Raw genomic sequence first — 18840 nt, forward strand, 5'->3', positions numbered from 1 at the left:
AAATTGTTTAAAATGTATACTTTAGTTTAATTTTTATTCTTTTCCATAAGGAAGAGAGTATGGAGTATTTGCTATAAATCAGCGGATTATTCTTTTTTAGATATAGCTCTGTCTTGTATAGTAAACTTTGAGTGGCCTTTTCAAACAAGGCAGGGTGTTTGTTTTTAATTCTATTTATATTTTCTATTGAGGTAGTATCTTTCGATGTGAAAGTTACTATGCAGGCTTGTCTGATCATTGATATCAGGCCAGTATTCTGTACGTACTTTTTTTGCTGAGCATCAGATAAAATGCCTTTCGAGTTTTCATATGGGGATAGAAAGGCATTCAGGTTTCCCACTGTCAACTCGGTGTTATGTTCTACCTGTCCAATTAAATTCATTCCATGTATTCTATAAGTGCTAACTATTCTGTTGTGAAAGTATACATTTCCTTCCAGACAAGAATTCAAGAATAATTCAGTGTCGCATGAGTAGTTGGCTCTTTCTGAAAAAGCGTTGTATTTTTCGGCGATGCTTCTTTTGAAAATCACATTGCACAATGTAAAGTCTTGCGGGGTAATTGTCCCCCGGGAAGTGAAGACATCGATACCATTTAACACACCATTGGCTGAATTTTTTAAGGTGGTCATCTTCCCATTTCTTGTATTGAGAATATAACCATTGGCATATAGTAGAGATAATTGGTGCTCTTCAAGTATCTGAAGTGCATCGGAAATGTAATTGTTATCAATGAAGTAGTCATCATCCGACATGATAATAAACCATTCGCACCGGGAATGCTCAAAAATGGCCTTTCTCCAGTTGGCTACCATGCCGATATTGGTTTCATTCTTATGGTAATGGATACGATGGTCTGTTTTGTATTTTTCTATTACATTTGAGGTGTGATCAGTTGATGCATTGTCGGAGATAATGATTTCGAAATCGTCCGAGGTTTGACTTAGGATGGATTTAATAGCTTGATCTAAAAAATCGGCTCTATTGAATGTGGGTATGATTATGCTGATTTTTTTCATGGCAATCACTTGATCTTATAAGCTATTTGGCTAAATCTTTTCAGCCCATTTATAAGGATGGTGGGGTAGTCGGTATGAAATTCTTTGGCAATGATATGTGGCCATTTCCAGTTGTTGTAAAGTAACTGAATTAGTAGTTGTGTAGTAATGAGCCAGTAAATTCCACCGCCAAAATTAAGCCCGGCAAGCGAAATGGTAAAAATCAAAATGCCAGAAATAAGTGCTGGTTTTACATATGGAACTTTATTTCCTGTCAGTATGATCCCTGCAGCGAGCGAGTGATTTAGTTCCAAAATGTACATAACTCCCATTAGTATGAGTGCTGGTAATGGAAGGAAGTGTGTGCCACTATCAATAATATATAAAATTAGATTGCCTGTTGAGATGAATAATACTGTGCCGGCAATAAAGATGATGAGTGTTCTGGAGATGCTATCTTCGATAGTACTTAATAAAGCTTCTCTTTGACTACTTACCCTAAGTCGTGAGATATATTGCTGTTGGATGCCAAAATATACCAAAGCAATACTTTGTAATACAGTGAAAACCTGATTCGTCAGGCCAAATGATGCGGTGGTTTTTAAACCGAGATAGTTCGATGACAACAAAGTATTGGCCCGTAATATCAAGAAACTGCCGATGACAACAAGGCCAAGGCGCCATGAGTTTGGCCATATTGATTTAAAAATGTTGTTTGACTCTTTTTTTGTTACATTCAAGTTTTGTATCTTGTTTTTGAATTCTTTGTCGTAAGTTGATTTTGAAAGTAATAGGTTTCCTATTATTGCGCTGCTGAGGAAGCCGATGGAAATTCCAATTAATTTGAAATTAAAAGTTAACAGTGTGGATGCGGCAAGAATAAAAGTTATATTTGAAATTGCAGTGCATTTATAAAATCTTGAAAATAAGCCTCTTCCGTGTAAAATAGGTATATATCTTTTATTGTACAGGTTGATTGCTATTGCTGCACTAAATAGTAGCCAAGATGTTGTAGTATCGTTGCCTGAGTCAATGGTATCAGTGATGTGCTGGATGTAAGGTGTGCCGATTAAAATGAGCAGAGGTAATGCTATTGATGCTATGAGAGAAAAAATTTTGTTTGAAGTGCTAATTATTCCACTGAGTAGCCTAAATTCAATTTTCGAATCTTGAATATATTCCGGATGGCCCTGTTCTTGTAGAGTTTGTGCACCTGCCATTACGTAACTTATGCTTCTGGTTAGTGCTGGGGTAAAGCCCATGTCGAGCATATTGACTAAATTTGATATGGTCATGAATACATACCATATTCCAAGCTCATTACTATTCAGTTTTCTTAACAGGATGGGGAGTACAAAAAGTGCTGATCCATACTGAAGTATTTGAGATGCATAACCCCAATAAATGTCTTTTTTCATGTTGGTGGCTTTTGTAATTATTTATTCTTGATGATATTTGCAATTCCTTCTTCTAATGTGGTATTGCATTTCCATTCTGGCAATATTGTATAGTCTTGCCAAGGTTTCATTACCTCTCGTAACCGGTAGGGAAGTGCAGAAAACTCAATATTTAGTTTTTTCTCACTGACTTTGCTGTAGATGGCCACAATTTCTTGCAGGCTGTGCAGTTTGCCACTAGCGACAGCGAAGGCTCCTGTTAGACGACCTGATTCATTGATTGCAATTTCATAGGCATTGAGCACATCTTCAATATAGACGATATCAAGTAACTGCTCTCCAGGGGACATTCTCAATTCTTTGCCCGTGTGAGCGGCTTCCTGTAAAAGGCGAAACAGTTTTTTTCTCTCGTCATCCGGCCCGAATGTATCAAATAACTCTAGCGTGATTGCCTTAAAATCATAAGCTTCTTGATAGAATTTCAGTAAGTCAGAAAAAGCCTGTTTGCTGGCGGCATACAGATTGACAGGATTGTAATCACAATTTTCAAAATGTTGCCAGGATGTGCCTGTGTTGATGAATTCTTTCATATTGGAAGCATGCATTGCTTCCAATAGATGGCAAGGAAACTTGATGTTGGAATCAATCAGCTGGCTAATGTCTTCTGGCCTGTGTTGAGTTAAAAACAGTGAGGCGATATGAATGACGAGAGCAGATGATTTGCCTTGCATTCCTTTTACAAGGCTGTCGACGGTGCCATCGTAAAATATTTTCTCTATGGCGGCAGGCAAGCTCTCAAGGCGCGGGCTGGTTTCTCTTACGACTACAGAAACCGGATAGCCATGTTCCACCAGTCGAGCCAGTAGTTTTCTGCCAATATAGCCGGTCGCACCTGTCAGAATAATATGTCTCATGCTTAAAAACCTGCGCTTGCAAATTGGGAGAGAGTTGGGTGTGCCATATCCCTTTCTGAAAGGAGGGGTTGCGAAATTCCCCAGTCAAAACCAAAGCTGTCCCAGCGAATGCCACAATCAGCGGCAGGCACATGATGTACGTCAGTTTTGTACATCATCAGAGAGTGATCTTGCAAAGAAAGAAATCCATGAGCGATACCCGGTGGTATATACAGGATTCTTTTGTTGCTGCCAGATAGTGTGGCGCTTCTTGTCTTGCCGAAATATTGGCCACTGCGCAAGTCAAGCAAAACGTCCATTACCGCGCCTGTCAGGCAATAAACGATCTTGGCGTGGGCATGTGGTTCGGATTGAAAATGCATGCCACGCAATACGTTCTTGTGTGATACGGAGTAAAACTCTTCATGCAGATTGAAGTCCACTCCCAGGCTATGCATGGTGTCATCGTGAAATGTTTTCACGAATTCTCCACGATGGTCCGTAAATATCTGCGGTTCCATTAACAGGCAGCCTGGAAGTAGTTCTTCAATGATTTTCATGTGACTCTCAGAAATTCACGCCAATGATGGTTTCAAGTTTCTCAACACTGTAGTCCAGCATGTCTTGGGTCAGTGCCGGGTGCACGCCGATCCAGAAAGTGTTGTTCATCACCAGGTCAGTATTGGTCAGCTCTCCGCTTACGCGATATTGCTGGCCGTCCATATACGGTTGGCGGGTCAGGTTGCCGGCAAACAGCAGACGGGTGCCTACACGGTGCTGGTCGAGGTATTGCAGGACATCGACACGGCTGATGCCGCTTTCCGGCCGGATGGTAATCGGGAAGCCAAACCAGGACGGATCGCTGTTTTCAGTAGCCTCTGGCAGGATAAGGAATTCGCTGCAGCTTTGCAGGGCATTGCTCAGGTAACGGAAGTTGTCCTTGCGTGCCTGGATGAAGCTTTCCACCTTGTCCAGCTGGGCCAGTGCACAGGCGGCCTGCATGTCGGTGATTTTCAGGTTGTAGCCCAGGTGACTGTAGGTGTACTTGTGGTCATAGCCTGCCGGCAGGCTGCCCAGTTGCCAGCCAAAGCGCTTGCCGCAGGTATTGTCGCAGCCCGGTGCGCAATAGCAGTCGCGGCCCCAGTCGCGGAAGGATTCGATGATTTTCTTCAGTTCGGTATTGTTGGTGAATACCGCACCGCCTTCACCCATGGTGATGTGGTGTGCCGGGTAGAAACTGAGGGTGCCGATATCGCCAAAGGTGCCGACCAGTTTGCCGTCATAGGTACTGCCCAGTGCATCGCAGCAGTCTTCGATCAGCCACAGGCCGTATTTGTCGCACAGCTCGCGGATCACCTTGAGGTTGTACGGATTACCCAGCGTGTGGGCCAGCATGATGGCCTTGGTTTTGCTGGTGATGGCGGCTTCAATCAGCTCGGGCTTGATGTTGTAGGTCGGGATGTCGACATCGACAAACACCGGGACTGCGCCGAATTGCAAAATGGGATTGACTGTGGTGGGAAAGCCGGCAGCAACACCGATGACTTCGTCACCTTTACGGATGGCACGCTCGCCCAGCTTGGGGGAGGTCAATGCCGAGAAGGCAAGCAGGTTGGCCGACGAACCGGAGTTGGTGGTCAGCAGGTGGCGCACTCCCAGAAATGCAGCCAGGCGTTTTTCGAACATGTCGTTGAAACGGCCAGTGGTCAGCCAGCCATCCAGTGAGGCCTCCACCATGTTTTTCAGTTCAGCGCCATCAATCACTTTGCCGGATGGGGGAATGACGGTCTTGCCTGCTTCAAACGGGCGGGGGGCCATGGCAATGGCTGCGTATTCATCAACCAGCTGGGCAATCTGCTGGCGAAGTTGTTGGGCTTTGTCTTGTGTGCTCATTAATGCTGTCCCTTGGCGGGCTGGGCCTCAAAGGCCTTGATTTGTTGAATGGTGATGTCTTGCATATCGGCCCCGGTCAGGTGTGCCTGATGCCAGCTGCAGATGTGTTCGAGTGCGGTATGCAGCGTCCAGCGTGGTTGCCAGTCAAGTCGGGTTTGTGCCTTGCTGCAATCCAGACGCAGATAATGGGCTTCGTGCAGGTCTGCACCGGCAGGGTCGATCTGGTAACTGGCACCCTGGCCCCAGATCCGGGTGAGGGTATCCACAATCCAGGCCACCGGCTGGGCATCTTGCGGGCGTGGGCCAAAATTCCAGCCTTCGGCAAATTCGCTGCCGGAGCTGAACAGCTGCTCTGCCAGGAGCAAATAGCCTGACAGGGGCTCCAGCACGTGCTGCCATGGGCGGATGGCATGCGGGCTGCGTATCTGCACTGGCTTGGCCTGTTCGATGGAGCGCATGATATCGGGAATCAGCCGGTCTTCCGCCCAGTCTCCGCCACCGATGACATTGCCGGCACGGGCACTAGCCAGAGCCACGCCATGGCGTTGATAGTCGGCCGGGTTGAAGTAGGAATTACGATAGGCACTGGTAACCAGTTCGGCACAGCCTTTGCTGTTGCTGTAAGGGTCGTAACCTCCCATTGCCTCGTTTTCGCGATAGCCCCACAGCCATTCGCGGTTTTCGTAACACTTGTCGCTGGTGACATTGACTACGGCACGTACGCTCGGGGTTTGCCGAATGGCTTCCAGCAGATACACCACCCCCATGACGTTGGTGGAGTAGGTTTCGACCGGATTTGCATAGGAGTAGCGCACCAGCGGCTGCGCTGCCATGTGGATGACGATATCGGGCTGCGCGGCCTGCATGGCCTGCATGAGCTTGGCCGGGTCGCGGATGTCGCCGATGATCGAGGTCATGCCTGCGGCAACCCCCGCGGTTTCAAACAGGTTCGGTGTGGTGGCCGGTGCCAGCGCATAGCCGGTAAGCTCCGCGCCCAACTGTTGCAACCACAGCGACAGCCAGCTTCCCTTGAAGCCGGTGTGACCGGTCAGGAAAACCCGCTTGCCTTGCCAGAACTCACGCTTCATTCCCATACCTTCCATGGCGCCTGACCACTTTGCCACAGCTCTTCCAGATGGTTCTTGTCGCGCAGGGTATCCATCGGTTGCCAGAATCCTTCATGACGGAAGGCAGACAATTGCTGTTTGCTGGCCAGTTGTTCCAGCGGTTCGCGTTCCCAGATGGTGGCGTCGTTATCAATGAAATCGATCACCTTGGGCGACAGGACAAAAAAGCCCCCGTTGATCATGCCACCATCGCCTTTGGGCTTTTCCTTGAAGGTGGTGACTTTGTCAGCCTGAATGTCCAGTGCGCCGAAGCGGCCGGGTGGGTAGGTGGCCGTGAGGGTGGCCAGCGTACCTTGCTGCTGGTGGAATTTCACGAGCGCGCCAATATCGACATCGCCGACACCATCGCCATAGGTAAAGCAGAATGCTTCTTCATCTTGCAGGTACTTGCGGACGCGTTTCAGGCGGCCACCAGTCATGGTTTCTTCACCGGTATCCACCAAGGTGACACGCCATGGTTCGGCGTAGCGCTGGTGGACTTCCATGCTGTTGCTGGACATGTCGAAAGTGACATCGGACATGTGCAGGAAGTAGTTGGCAAAGTATTCCTTGATGACATAGCCCTTGTAACCGCAGCAGATCACGAAATCGTTGATCCCATGGTGGGAGTAGATTTTCATGATGTGCCACAGGATGGGTTTGCCACCGATTTCAACCATGGGTTTGGGGCGGACCGATGTCTCTTCGCTGATCCGGGTACCCAGCCCGCCTGCCAGAATGACTGCTTTCATGATGTGTTCCGTTCAATCAAAAAGCTGCGCGGTGTTGAAGGCGCAGGCTTGCATGTCTTTGCCCGACAGGGAAGGTGTGCTGTCCAGCATCCAGTCGATGTCTAACTCGGCATCGTTCCAGATGATGCTGCGCTCATGCTCTGGGGCGTAGTAGTTGGTGGTTTTGTACAGGAATTCCGCGTAATCAGAAGTAGTGACAAAACCGTGGGCAAAGCCTTCCGGAATCCACAACTGGCGTTTGTTTTCAGCGGACAGTACCACACCTACCCATTGACCGAATGTGGGCGAGCTGCGGCGGATATCCACTGCAATGTCATACACTTCGCCCAGCGTACAGCGCACCAGCTTGCCTTGGGCAAACGGCGGCATCTGGTAGTGAAGCCCGCGCAGCACACCCTTGCTGGAGCGGCTGTGGTTATCCTGGACAAATTCAACCTTGCGACCGATGGCTTCTTCAAAGCGCTTCTGGTTGAAACTTTCGAAGAAAAAACCACGCTCGTCACCGAATACGGCAGGTTCAATGATTTTGACGTCCGCAATGGCGGTATCGATGATTTTCATGAATGGCTTGCTTTCTTACTTCAGCAGCTGCAGCAGGTATTGTCCGTAGGCATTTTTCTTCAGCGGTTGTGCCAGCTGTTCCAGTCTGGCGGCATCAATCCACTGCTGCACGTAGGCAATTTCTTCCAGACAGGCCACTTTCAGGCCCTGGCGGTTTTCCACGGTGGCAATGAACTGGCTGGCTTCCAGCATGGATTCGTGGGTGCCGGTATCCAGCCAGGCATAGCCACGGCCCATGGTCTGCACATCCAGCTGCCCTTGCTGCAGGTAGTGGTTGTTGACATCGGTGATTTCCAGTTCGCCGCGCGGTGAGGGGCGGATGGACTTGGCGATGTCGACAACCTGATTGTCGTAGAAGTAAAGGCCGGTGACAGCATAGTTGGATTTGGGTACAGCCGGTTTTTCCTCGATGGACAAGGCCTTGCCCTGGGCATCGAATTCCACCACGCCATAGCGCTCCGGGTCCTGCACATGATAGGCAAACACGCTGGCGCCTTTTTGCTTGGCGTTGGCCGCCTTCAGCAGTTTGGGGAAATCATGGCCATGGAAGATGTTGTCACCCAGTACCAGTGCCGAAGGCGCGCCTGCCAGGAAGTCTTCGCCAATGATGAAGGCCTGTGCCAGGCCATCCGGACTGGGTTGTACCGCGTATTGCAGGCTGATGCCCCACTGGCTGCCATCGCCCAGCAACTGCTCGAAGCGCGGGGTGTCCTGCGGGGTGGAGATGATCAGGATGTCGCGAATCCCGGCCAGCATCAGGGTGCTGAGCGGGTAGTAGATCATCGGCTTGTCGTAGATGGGCAGCAATTGTTTGCTGACTGCCAGTGTGGCGGGGTACAGGCGGGTGCCGCTGCCTCCCGCCAGGATGATGCCTTTACGTTTCATCTGCTTGCGTCCTGCATCAGGAATTGAAGATCTGCTGGAACACCTGTTCCACGCCGCTCTGCCATGTTGGCATGCTCAGGCCGAACGCGTCCTGGATTTTACTGCAATTTAGCCTGGAGTTGCCGGGGCGTTTCGCCGGGGTCGGATAGGCGCTACCGGGAATGGCGTGCAGGCTTTCCGGCTTCAGTTGCAGTGCGACACCGTAACGTTCCGCCAGTGTCAGCAGGTATTGGCTGTAGCCATGCCAGCTGGTGCTGCCGCTGCTGGTCAGGTGATAAGTGCCTAGCAACTGCTTGTCCTTGCTGGTTTGCCACTGCTTGATGATGTGGGCGGTCACATCGGCAATCAGCGCAGCGGGTGTGGGCGCACCAATCTGGTCGGCCACCACATTCAGGCTGCCGCGTTCACGCGCCAGGCGCATGATGGTTTTGAGGAAGTTGCCGCCATGTGCGCCCACCACCCAGCTGGTGCGCAGGATGATGTGGTCTGCACCACTGGCGCGGATGGCCTGTTCACCCTGGCATTTGCTCAAGCCATATACCGACTGCGGGTTGGTGGCATCGCTCTCTTCATAAGGCGTGGTCTTGTCACCATCAAACACATAGTCGGTGGAGTAGTGCAGCAGCAGGGCATTTTTTGCTGCGGCCCAGTCAGCCATCGCGGCCGGTGCGACTGCGTTCACGGTATGGGCCAGTTCGGCGTCAGTCTCGGCCTTGTCCACGGCGGTGTAGGCTGCCGGGTTGACGATGATGTCTGGTTGGTATTGCTCCAGCACCGAGGCAATGTCCGCCGGGCGGGACAGGTCCAGTTGCTGGCGATCCAGGCAGATGCACTCGCCCAGCATGGCCAGTGCGCGGCGTAGCTCAAAGCCCAGCTGGCCATTGATGCCGGTAATCAGGATGCGGCTCATGCCTTGTTCCCGTAGTGTTGTTCCAGCCATTGGCGATAATTGCCGCTGGTGACGTTGCAGACCCAGTCCTGATTGTCCAGATACCACTCTACGGTCTTGCGGATGCCGCTCTCAAAGGTTTCTGCCGGTTTCCAGCCCAGCTCACGTTCCAGCTTTCGTGCGTCAATCGCATAGCGGCGGTCATGGCCGGGGCGGTCCTGCACATAGGTGATCTGCTCGGCATAGCCTGTGCCATCGGCCTTGGGGCGCAGCGTATCCAGAATGGTGCAGATGGTGTGCACGACATCCAGATTGGCTTTTTCGTTCCAGCCGCCAACATTATATGTTTCACCCAGGCGACCTTGCGCCAGCACGGTGCGGATGGCGCTGCAATGGTCTTTCACATACAACCAGTCGCGGATTTGCTGGCCATCACCGTAAATGGGCAAGGGCTTGCCGGCCAGCGCATTCAGGATGACCAGCGGAATCAGCTTTTCCGGGAAATGATAGGGGCCGTAGTTGTTGCTGCAGTTGGTGGTGAGGACCGGCAGGCCGTAAGTGTGGTGCCAGGCACGCACCAGGTGGTCCGACGCCGCCTTGCTGGCCGAGTAGGGACTGTTGGGTTCGTAACGATTGGTCTCGCTGAACGGCGCGTCAGTGGCAGACAGCGTGCCGTACACCTCGTCGGTGGACACGTGCAGGAAGCGGAAAGCTGTCTTGGCTTCGCCTTCCAGTGCACTCCAGTAGGCCCGCACGGCTTCCAGCAGGTTGAAGGTGCCTACCACATTGGTCTGGATGAATTCACCCGGGCCGTGGATGGAACGATCAACATGGCTTTCCGCCGCGAAGTTGATGACAGCGCGCACCTGATGTTGTTGCAGCAGTCGGCTGACCAGCTCGCGATCGCCGATATCGCCCTGAACAAATATGTGGCGCGGGTCGTTTTCCAGGCTGGCGAGGGTTTGCAGATTGCCAGCGTAGGTCAGCTTGTCCAGGTTGATCACACCTTCGTCATTGCCATTCAGCCAGTCCAGAACAAAGTTGGCTCCAATGAAGCCGGCACCGCCTGTCACCAATATCATTTAACAATTCCAATAAGTAAGTGGTTTTTGCTTGGCGCGGGGCCATGGTAAAGTAGCCCACCGTGGGCAAGTACATTGTGCTCGCCTGCAAGGCCGACATTATAAGACAAAATTGCCCGGCTTCTCGTTGTACAGTCTTGCGACTGCGGCGGGCAGGCCCGATTATTCCGTTTCCACGCCCATTCAGGCCTTGATGCCCCATGTTGCAGATTCTCTTGCTTGCACTGATTGCTTCTTTTACGACCGGGCTGTTGCTGATTCGGTATGCACACTTGCATGCACGCTTTTCGACCGATGGTGACGTCACCGGCGTGCAGAAATTCCATGCCACGCCTGTGCCTCGCATTGGCGGCCTGCCCATCATGCTGGGCCTGATTGCAGGCTGTGCGCTGTCTGGCTATCTCAATACATCGGTGTGGGTGCTGTTGCTGTTGCTGTCGGCTTTCCCGGCATTTGCAGCTGGGTTTATTGAAGACCTCACCAAGAAAATCGGCCCCTTGCCTCGCTTGCTTGCTACCTTTGTGGCTGCTGCACTGGGTTATTTCCTGCTAGGCGCCGGGCTGGCCCGGCTGTCCATTCCCGGGGTAGATCAGCTGCTGGCTTCCTACTGGTGGCTGTCCTTGCTGCTCACCATGGTGGCGGTGGGCGGGGTGGCTCATGCCGTCAACATCATTGATGGCTATAACGGTTTGTCCGGCATGGTGGCGGTGTTCATATTCCTGTCCATCATTTATGTCTGCTTCAAGGTGCATGACATCGTATTGATGAGTGTGTGCTTTGCCATGGTTGGTGCAGTGTTGGGTTTCCTGTTCTGGAACTTCCCGCGCGGGCTGATGTTTGCTGGTGATGGTGGGGCCTATCTGATTGGCTTCATGATTGCTGAAATGTCGGTTTTGCTGGTGGCGCGCAACCCTGCAGTTTCACCGTGGTTTCCCTTGCTGTGTGTGATCTACCCTGTTTTTGAAACAATCTTTTCCATCTACCGGCGCAAATTCCTGCAGGGCAGGGCGGTGGGCTATCCGGATGCACTGCATCTGCACCAGATGATCTACAAGCGCATGGTACTGTGGATGGTGGGCTCCAAGGATGCACGTCACCTGACCCAGCGTAACAGCATGACTTCACCTTACCTGTGGTTGCTGACCTCGTTTTCGGTGGTTCCGGCCATGTTGTTCTGGAACCATACCTGGGTGCTGATGCTGTTCTGCCTGCTGTTTGTGCTTGGCTATTTGCGTCTGTATCGCATGATCGTGCGCTTTAAAGTACCCAGCTGGCTGGTGTTGCGTCGCGACGATTCCTGAGCCCTGCCTGTCCCGGTGGGCAGCAAAGTTTTTGCAGCTCCCCCACTTGAAACCTCCTTGAGCCGTCCCTATTATTAGCACTCGTCAGGGGCGAGTGCTAATTCCCGCCCCGTGCTGCCATCCAGGCAGATCATTTTTGCTTTCAACAGCCAATTGTATTTAGGAGAGATCAATGGCAATTCGTCCGCTGCACGATCGTGTTGTTATCAAGCGCCTTGAGGCTGAAGAAAAAACCGCATCCGGCATCGTTCTGCCGGGCGCTGCAGCTGAAAAGCCCGACATGGGCGAGGTGCTGGCTGTCGGTAACGGCAAGGTTCTGGACAATGGCGAACGTCGTCCGCTGGAGCTGAAGGTTGGTGACAAGGTCATCTTCGGCAAGTATTCCGGCCAGTCCGTCAAGGTTGATGGCGAAGAAGTCCTCGTGATGCGCGAGGAAGATGTGATGGGCATCGTCGAGTAATTCCGACCCATACACCCTTCTACGATCCTTTTATAGAATTCTGGAGATTTGAGCATGGCTGCAAAAGACGTAAAGTTTGGTGATTCCGCACGCGCCAAGATGGTGGTTGGTGTCAACATTCTGGCTGACGCCGTCAAGGTTACCCTGGGCCCGAAAGGCCGCAATGTTGTGCTGGACCGCTCCTTTGGCGCACCGACCATCACCAAGGATGGTGTATCCGTTGCCAAGGAAATCGAACTGAAAGACAAGTTCGAAAACATGGGCGCTCAGATGGTGAAGGAAGTGGCTTCCAAGACTTCCGACGTGGCTGGCGACGGTACCACCACCGCTACCGTACTGGCCCAGGCCATCGTGCAGGAAGGCATGAAGTTTGTTGCCGCCGGCATGAACCCGATGGACCTGAAGCGCGGCATCGACAAGGCTGTGGTTTCCCTGGTAGGTGAAATCGCCAAGATCGCCAAGCCATGTGCCACCACCAAGGAAATCGCTCAGGTTGGTTCCATTTCCGCCAACTCCGATTCCGACATCGGTGAAATCATCGCTACCGCCATGGAAAAAGTGGGCAAGGAAGGCGTGATCACCGTTGAAGACGGCAAGAGCCTGAGCAACGAACTGGACGTGGTGGAAGGCATGCAGTTCGACCGCGGCTACCTGTCCCCGTACTTCATCAACAACCAGGAAAAACAGATTGCCGCTCTGGACAATCCGTTCGTCCTGCTGTTCGACAAGAAGGTTTCCAACATCCGCGACCTGCTGCCGGTACTGGAGCAAGTGGCCAAATCCGGTCGTCCGCTGCTGATCATCGCCGAAGACGTAGAAGGCGAAGCACTGGCTACCCTGGTGGTCAACACCATCCGCGGCATCCTGAAGGTGGTTGCTGTCAAGGCTCCGGGCTTTGGCGACCGTCGCAAGGCCATGCTGCAGGATATCGCCATCCTGACCGGCGGTACCGTGATTGCCGAAGAACTGGGCCTGACCCTGGAAAAAGCCACTCTGGACATGCTGGGCCAAGCCAAGCGTATCGAAGTGGGCAAGGAAAACACCATCATCATCGACGGTGCTGGCCAGGCTGATGCCATCCAGGCTCGCGTTGGTGAAATCCGTCGCCAGATCGAAGAAGCTTCTTCCGATTACGACCGCGAAAAACTGCAAGAGCGCGTGGCCAAGCTGGCTGGCGGTGTTGCCGTGATCAAGGTTGGCGCTGCCACCGAAGTGGAAATGAAAGAGAAGAAGGCTCGCGTTGAAGACGCGCTGCACGCTACCCGCGCCGCTGTGGAAGAAGGCGTTGTCGCTGGCGGTGGCGTTGCCCTGCTGCGCGCTCGCTCCACCCTGGACAGCCTGAAGACCGACAATGTCGATCAGGATGCCGGCGTGAAGATCGTACTGAAGGCCATCGAAGCTCCGCTGCGTCAGATCGTCAAGAACGCTGGCGACGAGCCGTCTGTTGTGGTGAACAAGGTACTGGAAGGCAAGGGTAACTTCGGTTACAACGCTGCTACCGGCGAATACGGCGACATGCTGGAAATGGGCGTGCTGGATCCGGCCAAGGTAACCCGCTCCGCCCTGCAACATGCTGCTTCTGTTGCCGGTCTGATGCTGACCACCGACTGCATGATCGCAGAACTGCCGGAAGACAAGCCGGCTGCTGGCGGCATGCCGGACATGGGCGGCATGGGCGGCATGGGCGGCATGATGTAAGCTGCTTCGGCCTCTCGCTGAACCTGAAAACCCCGCACTTGTGCGGGGTTTTTGTTTTTGGATCGCAAACAGGTAGCGCGTCTTATCTCTGGCACAATAAGCGCATTCAGAACCAGGCAAAGGTGTCCCATGCAATTAATGCAATTGTTGAACAGCATCGATCAATGGCTGGAACCGTGGCGCTACAAGGACTATGCGCCCAATGGCCTGCAAGTGGAGGGTAGGGCGGAAGTAGCGCGCATTGTCTGCGGCGTGACTGCTTCGCAGGCGCTGATTGATGTGGCCATTGCGCGCCAGGCGGATGCCATCCTGGTGCACCATGGTTACTTCTGGAAGGGCGAGGATGCCCGGCTGGTGGGCATGAAGCGGCAGCGTGTGGCCAAATTGCTGCAACATGACATCAGCCTGCTGGCTTACCACCTGCCGCTGGATGCTCATCCCGAGCTTGGCAACAATGCCAGGCTGGCTGCCGTGCTGGGACTGGATGTGGCCGGCCAGAGTGGTGAGCAGGGATTACTGTGGCATGGCAGCTGGCCCAAGGCGGGTAGTGCACGGGATTTTGCTGATCATGTCAGCATGCTGCTGGGGCGCCCTGCCCAGCTGTTGGGTGATGAAAATCAAAGAGTAAGCAAGGTTGCCTGGTGTACCGGCGGGGCGCAGGGTTTCTTTGAAGAGGCAATCGCTCTGGGGGTACACGCCTTTGTGACGGGCGAAGTGTCCGAGCAGTGTTTTCATCTGGCCAACGAATACGGTGTGGCATTCATTGCCGCCGGACATCATGCCACCGAGCGTTACGGAGTGCAGGTGTTGGGTGAGAAGATTTCTCATTTACACGGCATAAATGTGGAATTTGTCGATCTTTTCAATCCGGTTTAGACAAATCCGGCCGACATAGGTCAATTTATTTGCATAGGCGCTTCATGTCCCTACTGCTAATCAGGTAAAATCGTCTGGTTTGAAGTTTAAGCTCGGTTTCCACGTTTGAGGATGACTGTAATGAGTGAACAACAAGTCGATACGGGGCGCCGTCGGTTTCTGACGGTAGCAACCAGCGCTGTTGGGGGTGTGGCGGTTGCCGGGGTGGCAACGCCGTTTCTGATGAGTTTCTTCCCGTCTGAACGGGCAAAAGCTGCTGGTGCACCGGTTGAGGTGGATATCAGCAAGCTGGAGCCGGGCCAGAAGATCAACGTTGAATGGCGCGGCAAGCCGGTATGGCTGTTGTCCCGTACCAAGCAGCAGATTGCCGATCTGCCGAAGAACGACCCCAAGCTGGTGGACCCCAAGTCCGAAGTAGAGCAACAACCCAAGTACTGCCAGAACGAAGGCCGTTCCATCAAGCCGGAACTGCTGGTTGCCGTGGGCATCTGTACCCATCTGGGCTGTTCGCCGACTTTCCGTCCTGATCTGGCACCTGCCGATCTGGGTCCGGAATGGCTGGGTGGTTTCTACTGCCCGTGCCACGGTTCCAAGTTCGACCTGGCTGCCCGCGTGTTCAAGGGTGTGCCGGCGCCGAAGAACCTGGAAATTCCGCCGCATAAGTATCTGTCCGATACCCGCCTGCTGATTGGCGACGACAAATAAGCTGAGGGGGAAAAATGAGCAAAGGACAAAAGCTGCTGAACTGGATTGACGACCGCTTCCCGCTGTCGTCGATGCTGAAAGAGCACGTTACCGAGTATTACGCACCGAAGAACTTCAACTTCTGGTACTTCTTCGGCTCGCTGGCCATGCTGGTTCTGGTTATCCAGATCGTGACCGGCATCTTCCTCACCATGAACTACAAGCCGGATGGCAACCTGAACGCAGCCGGCATCCCGGTGGCGTTTGCCTCGGTGGAATACATCATGCGTGATGTGGCAGGTGGCTGGATCATCCGCTACATGCACTCCACCGGTGCTTCCATGTTCTTCGTGGTGGTTTACCTGCACATGTTCCGTGGCCTGATCTACGGCTCGTACAAGCAGCCGCGCGAACTGGTATGGGTGTTTGGTTGCCTGATCTTCCTGTGCCTGATGGCTGAAGCCTTCATGGGTTATCTGCTGCCCTGGGGCCAGATGTCCTTCTGGGGTGCGCAGGTGATCGTAAACCTGTTCGGTTCCATCCCGGTAATCGGCCCGGACCTGTCGGTGTGGATCCGTGGTGACTTCGTGGTGTCCGATGCCACGCTGAACCGCTTCTTCGCCCTGCACGTGATTGCCGTGCCGCTGGTGCTGCTGGCCCTGGTGGTGGCTCACCTGATCGCGCTGCACGAAGTGGGTTCCAACAACCCGGATGGCGTGGAAATCAAGAAACTGAAGGACGAAAAGGGCATCCCGCTGGATGGCATTCCTTTCCATCCTTACTACACCGTGAAGGATATCTTCGGTGTGGCCGTGTTCCTGATCGTGTTCTCCATCATCGTGTTCTTCCTGCCGGAAATGGGTGGCTACTTCCTGGAACACCCGAACTTCGACCAGGCTGACCCGCTGAAGACCCCGCCGCACATTGCGCCGGTATGGTACTTCACCCCGTTCTACGCCATTCTGCGTGCCATTCCGTCCTTCCTGGGTACCCAGGTTTGGGGTGTGATCGGCATGGGTGCTGCCGTAGTGGTGATTGCCTTCCTGCCGTGGCTGGATCGTTCCCCGATCAAGTCCATCCGTTATCGCGGTCCCAAGTTCAAGTTCATGCTGGTGCTGTTCATCATCGCCTTCATCGGCCTGGGCATCCTGGGTGCCATGCCGCCGACAGCTGGTCGAACCCTGATCTCGCAGATCCTGTCGTTCGTCTACTTCGCCTTCTTCCTGGGCATGCCGTTCTACACCAAGAACGACGTTGGCACCGTACCGGTACCGACCCGTGTGACGGACACCAATGGCAAGCGTCAGCTGCAGTTCCTGGTGCTGGTGGCAGTGACCGTGATTGCGGCCTACCTGTTCGCCACCAACGTGTAAGCAAGGGGAAAGGACATATGAAAAGCAAAATCCGCCACCTGATCGCTGCCATGGCGCTGGTGTTGCCGGTAAGCGGCACGGTTCTGGCCAATGAAGGGCCGAAGCTGGAAAAGGCTCCGATCGACATTCAGGACACCGAAAGCCTGCAACGTGGTGCCCAGCTGTTCAGCAACTACTGCCTGTCCTGCCACTCGGCCAGCGCCATGCGCTACAACCGTCTGGAAGACATTGGCCTGACTGAAGAGCAGATCAAGGCCAACCTGTTGCCGGAAGGTGCCAAGATCGGCGACCAGATGAATGTTTCCATGGACAAGAAGGACGCCAAACTGTGGCTGGGTGCGGCTCCGCCGGACCTGTCGCTGATTGCCCGTTCCCGTGGTGCAGACTATCTGTACGCCTACCTGCGTGGCTTCTACCGTGATCCGTCCCGTCCGACCGGCTGGAACAACCTGGTGTTCGACAAGGTTGGCATGCCGCACGTGCTGTGGGAAATGCAAGGTGAGCAAGTACTGAAGACCGAGAAAAATGCTGAAGGCCATGAAGAGCACAAGCTCGAACTGGTCAAGGCCGGTACCCTCACCAAGCTGGAAAACGGCAAGGCCAATACCGCCGAGTTTGACAAGCGTATGGCGGACCTGACCAATTACCTTGTGTACATTGGTGAGCCGGCTCAGGTGAAGCGCCATCAGATCGGCTACATTGTGCTGCTGTTCCTGGGTGTGCTGCTGCTGCCGCTGACCTACTTCCTGAAGAAGGAATACTGGAAAGACGTGCACTAAGTACTGGTGCCGTTCAAAGAAAAAGGCGGATATTTCCGCCTTTTTTCTTTTGTAATCATGGTGTTGTGATCTAGTTGTGGAAATTGCCATCCCGAAAATGGTAAAATCCCTTCTTTGATCGAAATCGACAGCTCCTGTCAAGGATATCCGCAAGCCATGATGACTCTTTATTCTGGAATTACCTGCCCCTTCAGCCAACGTTGCCGTATCGTGTTGTATGAAAAGGGCATGGATTTCGAGATCATCGATGTAGACATTCACAACAAGCCGGAAGATCTGGCTGTGATGAATCCCTACAACGAAGTGCCGGTACTGGTGGAGCGTGACCTGATCCTGCACGAATCCAACATCATCAATGAATACATTGACGAGCGTTTCCCGCACCCGCAACTGATGCCGGCCGACCCGGTGATGCGTGCGCGTGCCCGCCTGTTCCTGCACCGTTTCGAAAACGAGCTGTTCTGCCACGTGAAAGTGCTGGAAGCCGGCGCTACCGGCAAGGAAGCCACCAAGGCGCGTGAAGCCATCCGTGATGGCCTGACCACCATTGCACCGGTATTTGCCAAGCAAAAGTTCATGCTGGGTGAAGAGTTCTCCATGATCGATGTGGCCATCGCTCCGCTGATGTGGCGCCTGGAGCATTACAACATCGACTTGGGCAAGCATGCTGCTCCCATCCTGAAATACGCCGAACGCATTTTCCAGCGTCAGTCTTTCATTGATTCGCTGACCCCGTCCGAAAAGGCCATGCGCAAGTAAGGATGACCATGAGCGCCAGTACCAAGCCATATATGCTCCGCGCACTGTATGAATGGTGTACGGATAATGGTCACACCCCCTTTGTGGTGGTGTGGGTGGATGAGCATACCGATGTCCCGCGCGAATACGTGAAGAACAACGAAATCGTGCTCAATATTGCCGCCAGTGCAACCCATCATCTGCGCATCGACAACGAGTGGTTGTCGTTCTCCGCCCGCTTTGCCGGTGTATCGCGTGATATCTGGGTGCCGGTTGGCAATGTGATGTCGATTTTCGCGCGGGAAACCGGCGAAGGAATGGGCTTCGAGGTTGAACTGGGTCAGACACCTGGCAAACCTGCCTTGCAGCCGGTCAGTGCTGCCACCGAACCGGTGGCTGATGCCGAAGCAGACAGCCCTGCACCCGAAACCCCGCCGCGTGCGGGTGGTCGTCCCAGCCTGCGTATCGTGAAGTAA

Annotated in this window: 20 protein-coding genes; 9 read left to right on the forward strand and 11 right to left on the reverse strand. The window is 53.3% G+C overall.

Annotated elements, in window-relative coordinates:
- Positions 1-7 precede the first annotated feature (7 nt).
- The 11 genes from DKK66_RS10185 to rfbB are packed head-to-tail and all read right to left on the reverse strand — an operon-like array spanning position 8 to position 10455.
- Entirely contained in the window at positions 8-1018 is a 1011-nt protein-coding gene (locus tag DKK66_RS10185) for a glycosyltransferase (RefSeq protein WP_131357728.1), read from the reverse strand.
- A gap of 5 nt (positions 1019-1023) precedes the next feature.
- Positions 1024-2415, reverse strand: a complete 1392-nt coding sequence (gene wzx / locus DKK66_RS10190; RefSeq protein ID WP_131357731.1) for an O-unit flippase-like protein — start codon at positions 2413-2415, stop codon at positions 1024-1026.
- Positions 2416-2432: 17 nt separating this feature from the next.
- A complete protein-coding gene (locus DKK66_RS10195; protein WP_131357734.1) occupies positions 2433-3308 on the reverse strand; it encodes an NAD(P)-dependent oxidoreductase in 876 nt (291 codons plus the stop codon).
- A gap of 2 nt (positions 3309-3310) precedes the next feature.
- A complete protein-coding gene (locus tag DKK66_RS10200) occupies positions 3311-3847 on the reverse strand; it encodes a dTDP-4-dehydrorhamnose 3,5-epimerase family protein (protein ID WP_131357736.1) in 537 nt (178 codons plus the stop codon).
- A 7-nt stretch (positions 3848-3854) separates the two neighbouring features.
- A complete protein-coding gene (gene rfbH / locus DKK66_RS10205; RefSeq protein ID WP_131357739.1) occupies positions 3855-5180 on the reverse strand; it encodes a lipopolysaccharide biosynthesis protein RfbH in 1326 nt (441 codons plus the stop codon).
- Positions 5180-6283 (reverse strand): CDP-glucose 4,6-dehydratase, encoded by a 1104-nt coding sequence (gene rfbG / locus DKK66_RS10210; protein WP_242673472.1) that lies wholly within the window; start codon positions 6281-6283, stop codon positions 5180-5182. The genes rfbH and rfbG overlap by 1 nt, the downstream gene beginning before the upstream one ends.
- Positions 6265-7038 (reverse strand): glucose-1-phosphate cytidylyltransferase, encoded by a 774-nt coding sequence (gene rfbF / locus DKK66_RS10215; protein WP_131357742.1) that lies wholly within the window; start codon positions 7036-7038, stop codon positions 6265-6267. The genes rfbG and rfbF overlap by 19 nt, the downstream gene beginning before the upstream one ends.
- A gap of 12 nt (positions 7039-7050) precedes the next feature.
- Entirely contained in the window at positions 7051-7599 is a 549-nt protein-coding gene (gene rfbC / locus DKK66_RS10220; protein WP_131357744.1) for a dTDP-4-dehydrorhamnose 3,5-epimerase, read from the reverse strand.
- Positions 7600-7614: 15 nt separating this feature from the next.
- Complete coding sequence (gene rfbA / locus DKK66_RS10225; protein WP_131357747.1) at positions 7615-8484, reverse strand: glucose-1-phosphate thymidylyltransferase RfbA; 870 nt, start codon at positions 8482-8484, stop codon at positions 7615-7617.
- Positions 8485-8500: 16 nt separating this feature from the next.
- Positions 8501-9394 (reverse strand): dTDP-4-dehydrorhamnose reductase, encoded by an 894-nt coding sequence (rfbD, locus tag DKK66_RS10230; protein WP_131357750.1) that lies wholly within the window; start codon positions 9392-9394, stop codon positions 8501-8503.
- Complete coding sequence (rfbB, locus tag DKK66_RS10235) at positions 9391-10455, reverse strand: dTDP-glucose 4,6-dehydratase (protein WP_131357753.1); 1065 nt, start codon at positions 10453-10455, stop codon at positions 9391-9393. The genes rfbD and rfbB overlap by 4 nt, the downstream gene beginning before the upstream one ends.
- Positions 10456-10727: 272 nt before the next feature.
- On the opposite strand from rfbB, the gene DKK66_RS10240 reads away from it, so the two are divergent.
- The 9 genes from DKK66_RS10240 (at position 10728) to DKK66_RS10280 (ending at position 18840) form a co-directional block, all read left to right on the forward strand.
- Complete coding sequence (locus tag DKK66_RS10240; RefSeq protein ID WP_242673473.1) at positions 10728-11756, forward strand: glycosyltransferase; 1029 nt, start codon at positions 10728-10730, stop codon at positions 11754-11756.
- 172 nt (positions 11757-11928) lie between these two features.
- Positions 11929-12216: a co-chaperone GroES gene (gene groES / locus DKK66_RS10245; protein WP_045846653.1), complete on the forward strand. Its 288-nt coding sequence runs from the start codon at positions 11929-11931 to the stop codon at positions 12214-12216.
- 54 nt (positions 12217-12270) lie between these two features.
- The gene (groL, locus tag DKK66_RS10250; RefSeq protein WP_045846652.1) at positions 12271-13914 is read left to right on the forward strand and encodes a chaperonin GroEL; all 1644 of its coding nucleotides are present in this window, start codon (positions 12271-12273) and stop codon (positions 13912-13914) included.
- A 129-nt stretch (positions 13915-14043) separates the two neighbouring features.
- Positions 14044-14790 carry a Nif3-like dinuclear metal center hexameric protein gene (locus DKK66_RS10255; protein ID WP_131357756.1) on the forward strand — a complete coding sequence of 249 codons (747 nt, stop codon included), beginning with the start codon at positions 14044-14046 and terminating at the stop codon, positions 14788-14790.
- A 120-nt stretch (positions 14791-14910) separates the two neighbouring features.
- Positions 14911-15495 carry a ubiquinol-cytochrome c reductase iron-sulfur subunit gene (gene petA, locus DKK66_RS10260; protein WP_045846650.1) on the forward strand — a complete coding sequence of 195 codons (585 nt, stop codon included), beginning with the start codon at positions 14911-14913 and terminating at the stop codon, positions 15493-15495.
- 14 nt (positions 15496-15509) lie between these two features.
- On the forward strand, positions 15510-16847 hold the full coding sequence (locus DKK66_RS10265) for a cytochrome bc complex cytochrome b subunit (protein WP_045846649.1): 1338 nt from the start codon (positions 15510-15512) through the stop codon (positions 16845-16847).
- A gap of 17 nt (positions 16848-16864) precedes the next feature.
- Positions 16865-17626 (forward strand): cytochrome c1, encoded by a 762-nt coding sequence (locus DKK66_RS10270; RefSeq protein ID WP_062789169.1) that lies wholly within the window; start codon positions 16865-16867, stop codon positions 17624-17626.
- Between the two features lie 156 nt (positions 17627-17782).
- Positions 17783-18385, forward strand: a complete 603-nt coding sequence (locus tag DKK66_RS10275; RefSeq protein ID WP_045846647.1) for a glutathione S-transferase N-terminal domain-containing protein — start codon at positions 17783-17785, stop codon at positions 18383-18385.
- A gap of 8 nt (positions 18386-18393) precedes the next feature.
- The gene (locus DKK66_RS10280) at positions 18394-18840 is read left to right on the forward strand and encodes a ClpXP protease specificity-enhancing factor (RefSeq protein WP_131357759.1); all 447 of its coding nucleotides are present in this window, start codon (positions 18394-18396) and stop codon (positions 18838-18840) included.

Origin of the sequence: Aquitalea sp. USM4, assembly GCF_004328945.1 — a bacterium.
GTDB lineage: Bacteria > Pseudomonadota > Gammaproteobacteria > Burkholderiales > Chromobacteriaceae > Aquitalea > Aquitalea pelogenes.

Bases quoted from the DNA above. Each gene is read 5' to 3' on its own strand.
- rfbD (WP_131357750.1), bottom strand. From the start codon at position 9,394: ATGAGCCGCATCCTGATTACCGGCATCAATGGCCAGCTGGGCTTTGAG.
- DKK66_RS10200 (WP_131357736.1), bottom strand. From the start codon at position 3,847: ATGAAAATCATTGAAGAACTACTTCCAGGCTGCCTGTTAATGGAACCG.
- rfbF (WP_131357742.1), bottom strand. From the start codon at position 7,038: ATGAAAGCAGTCATTCTGGCAGGCGGGCTGGGTACCCGGATCAGCGAA.
- groL (WP_045846652.1), top strand. From the start codon at position 12,271: ATGGCTGCAAAAGACGTAAAGTTTGGTGATTCCGCACGCGCCAAGATG.
- rfbB (WP_131357753.1), bottom strand. From the start codon at position 10,455: ATGATATTGGTGACAGGCGGTGCCGGCTTCATTGGAGCCAACTTTGTT.
- wzx (WP_131357731.1), bottom strand. From the start codon at position 2,415: ATGAAAAAAGACATTTATTGGGGTTATGCATCTCAAATACTTCAGTAT.
- rfbH (WP_131357739.1), bottom strand. From the start codon at position 5,180: ATGAGCACACAAGACAAAGCCCAACAACTTCGCCAGCAGATTGCCCAG.
- DKK66_RS10275 (WP_045846647.1), top strand. From the start codon at position 17,783: ATGATGACTCTTTATTCTGGAATTACCTGCCCCTTCAGCCAACGTTGC.
- DKK66_RS10265 (WP_045846649.1), top strand. From the start codon at position 15,510: ATGAGCAAAGGACAAAAGCTGCTGAACTGGATTGACGACCGCTTCCCG.
- DKK66_RS10255 (WP_131357756.1), top strand. From the start codon at position 14,044: ATGCAATTAATGCAATTGTTGAACAGCATCGATCAATGGCTGGAACCG.
- groES (WP_045846653.1), top strand. From the start codon at position 11,929: ATGGCAATTCGTCCGCTGCACGATCGTGTTGTTATCAAGCGCCTTGAG.
- rfbG (WP_242673472.1), bottom strand. From the start codon at position 6,283: ATGGAAGGTATGGGAATGAAGCGTGAGTTCTGGCAAGGCAAGCGGGTT.
- DKK66_RS10195 (WP_131357734.1), bottom strand. From the start codon at position 3,308: ATGAGACATATTATTCTGACAGGTGCGACCGGCTATATTGGCAGAAAA.
- DKK66_RS10280 (WP_131357759.1), top strand. From the start codon at position 18,394: ATGAGCGCCAGTACCAAGCCATATATGCTCCGCGCACTGTATGAATGG.
- rfbA (WP_131357747.1), bottom strand. From the start codon at position 8,484: ATGAAACGTAAAGGCATCATCCTGGCGGGAGGCAGCGGCACCCGCCTG.
- petA (WP_045846650.1), top strand. From the start codon at position 14,911: ATGAGTGAACAACAAGTCGATACGGGGCGCCGTCGGTTTCTGACGGTA.
- DKK66_RS10185 (WP_131357728.1), bottom strand. From the start codon at position 1,018: ATGAAAAAAATCAGCATAATCATACCCACATTCAATAGAGCCGATTTT.
- rfbC (WP_131357744.1), bottom strand. From the start codon at position 7,599: ATGAAAATCATCGATACCGCCATTGCGGACGTCAAAATCATTGAACCT.
- DKK66_RS10270 (WP_062789169.1), top strand. From the start codon at position 16,865: ATGAAAAGCAAAATCCGCCACCTGATCGCTGCCATGGCGCTGGTGTTG.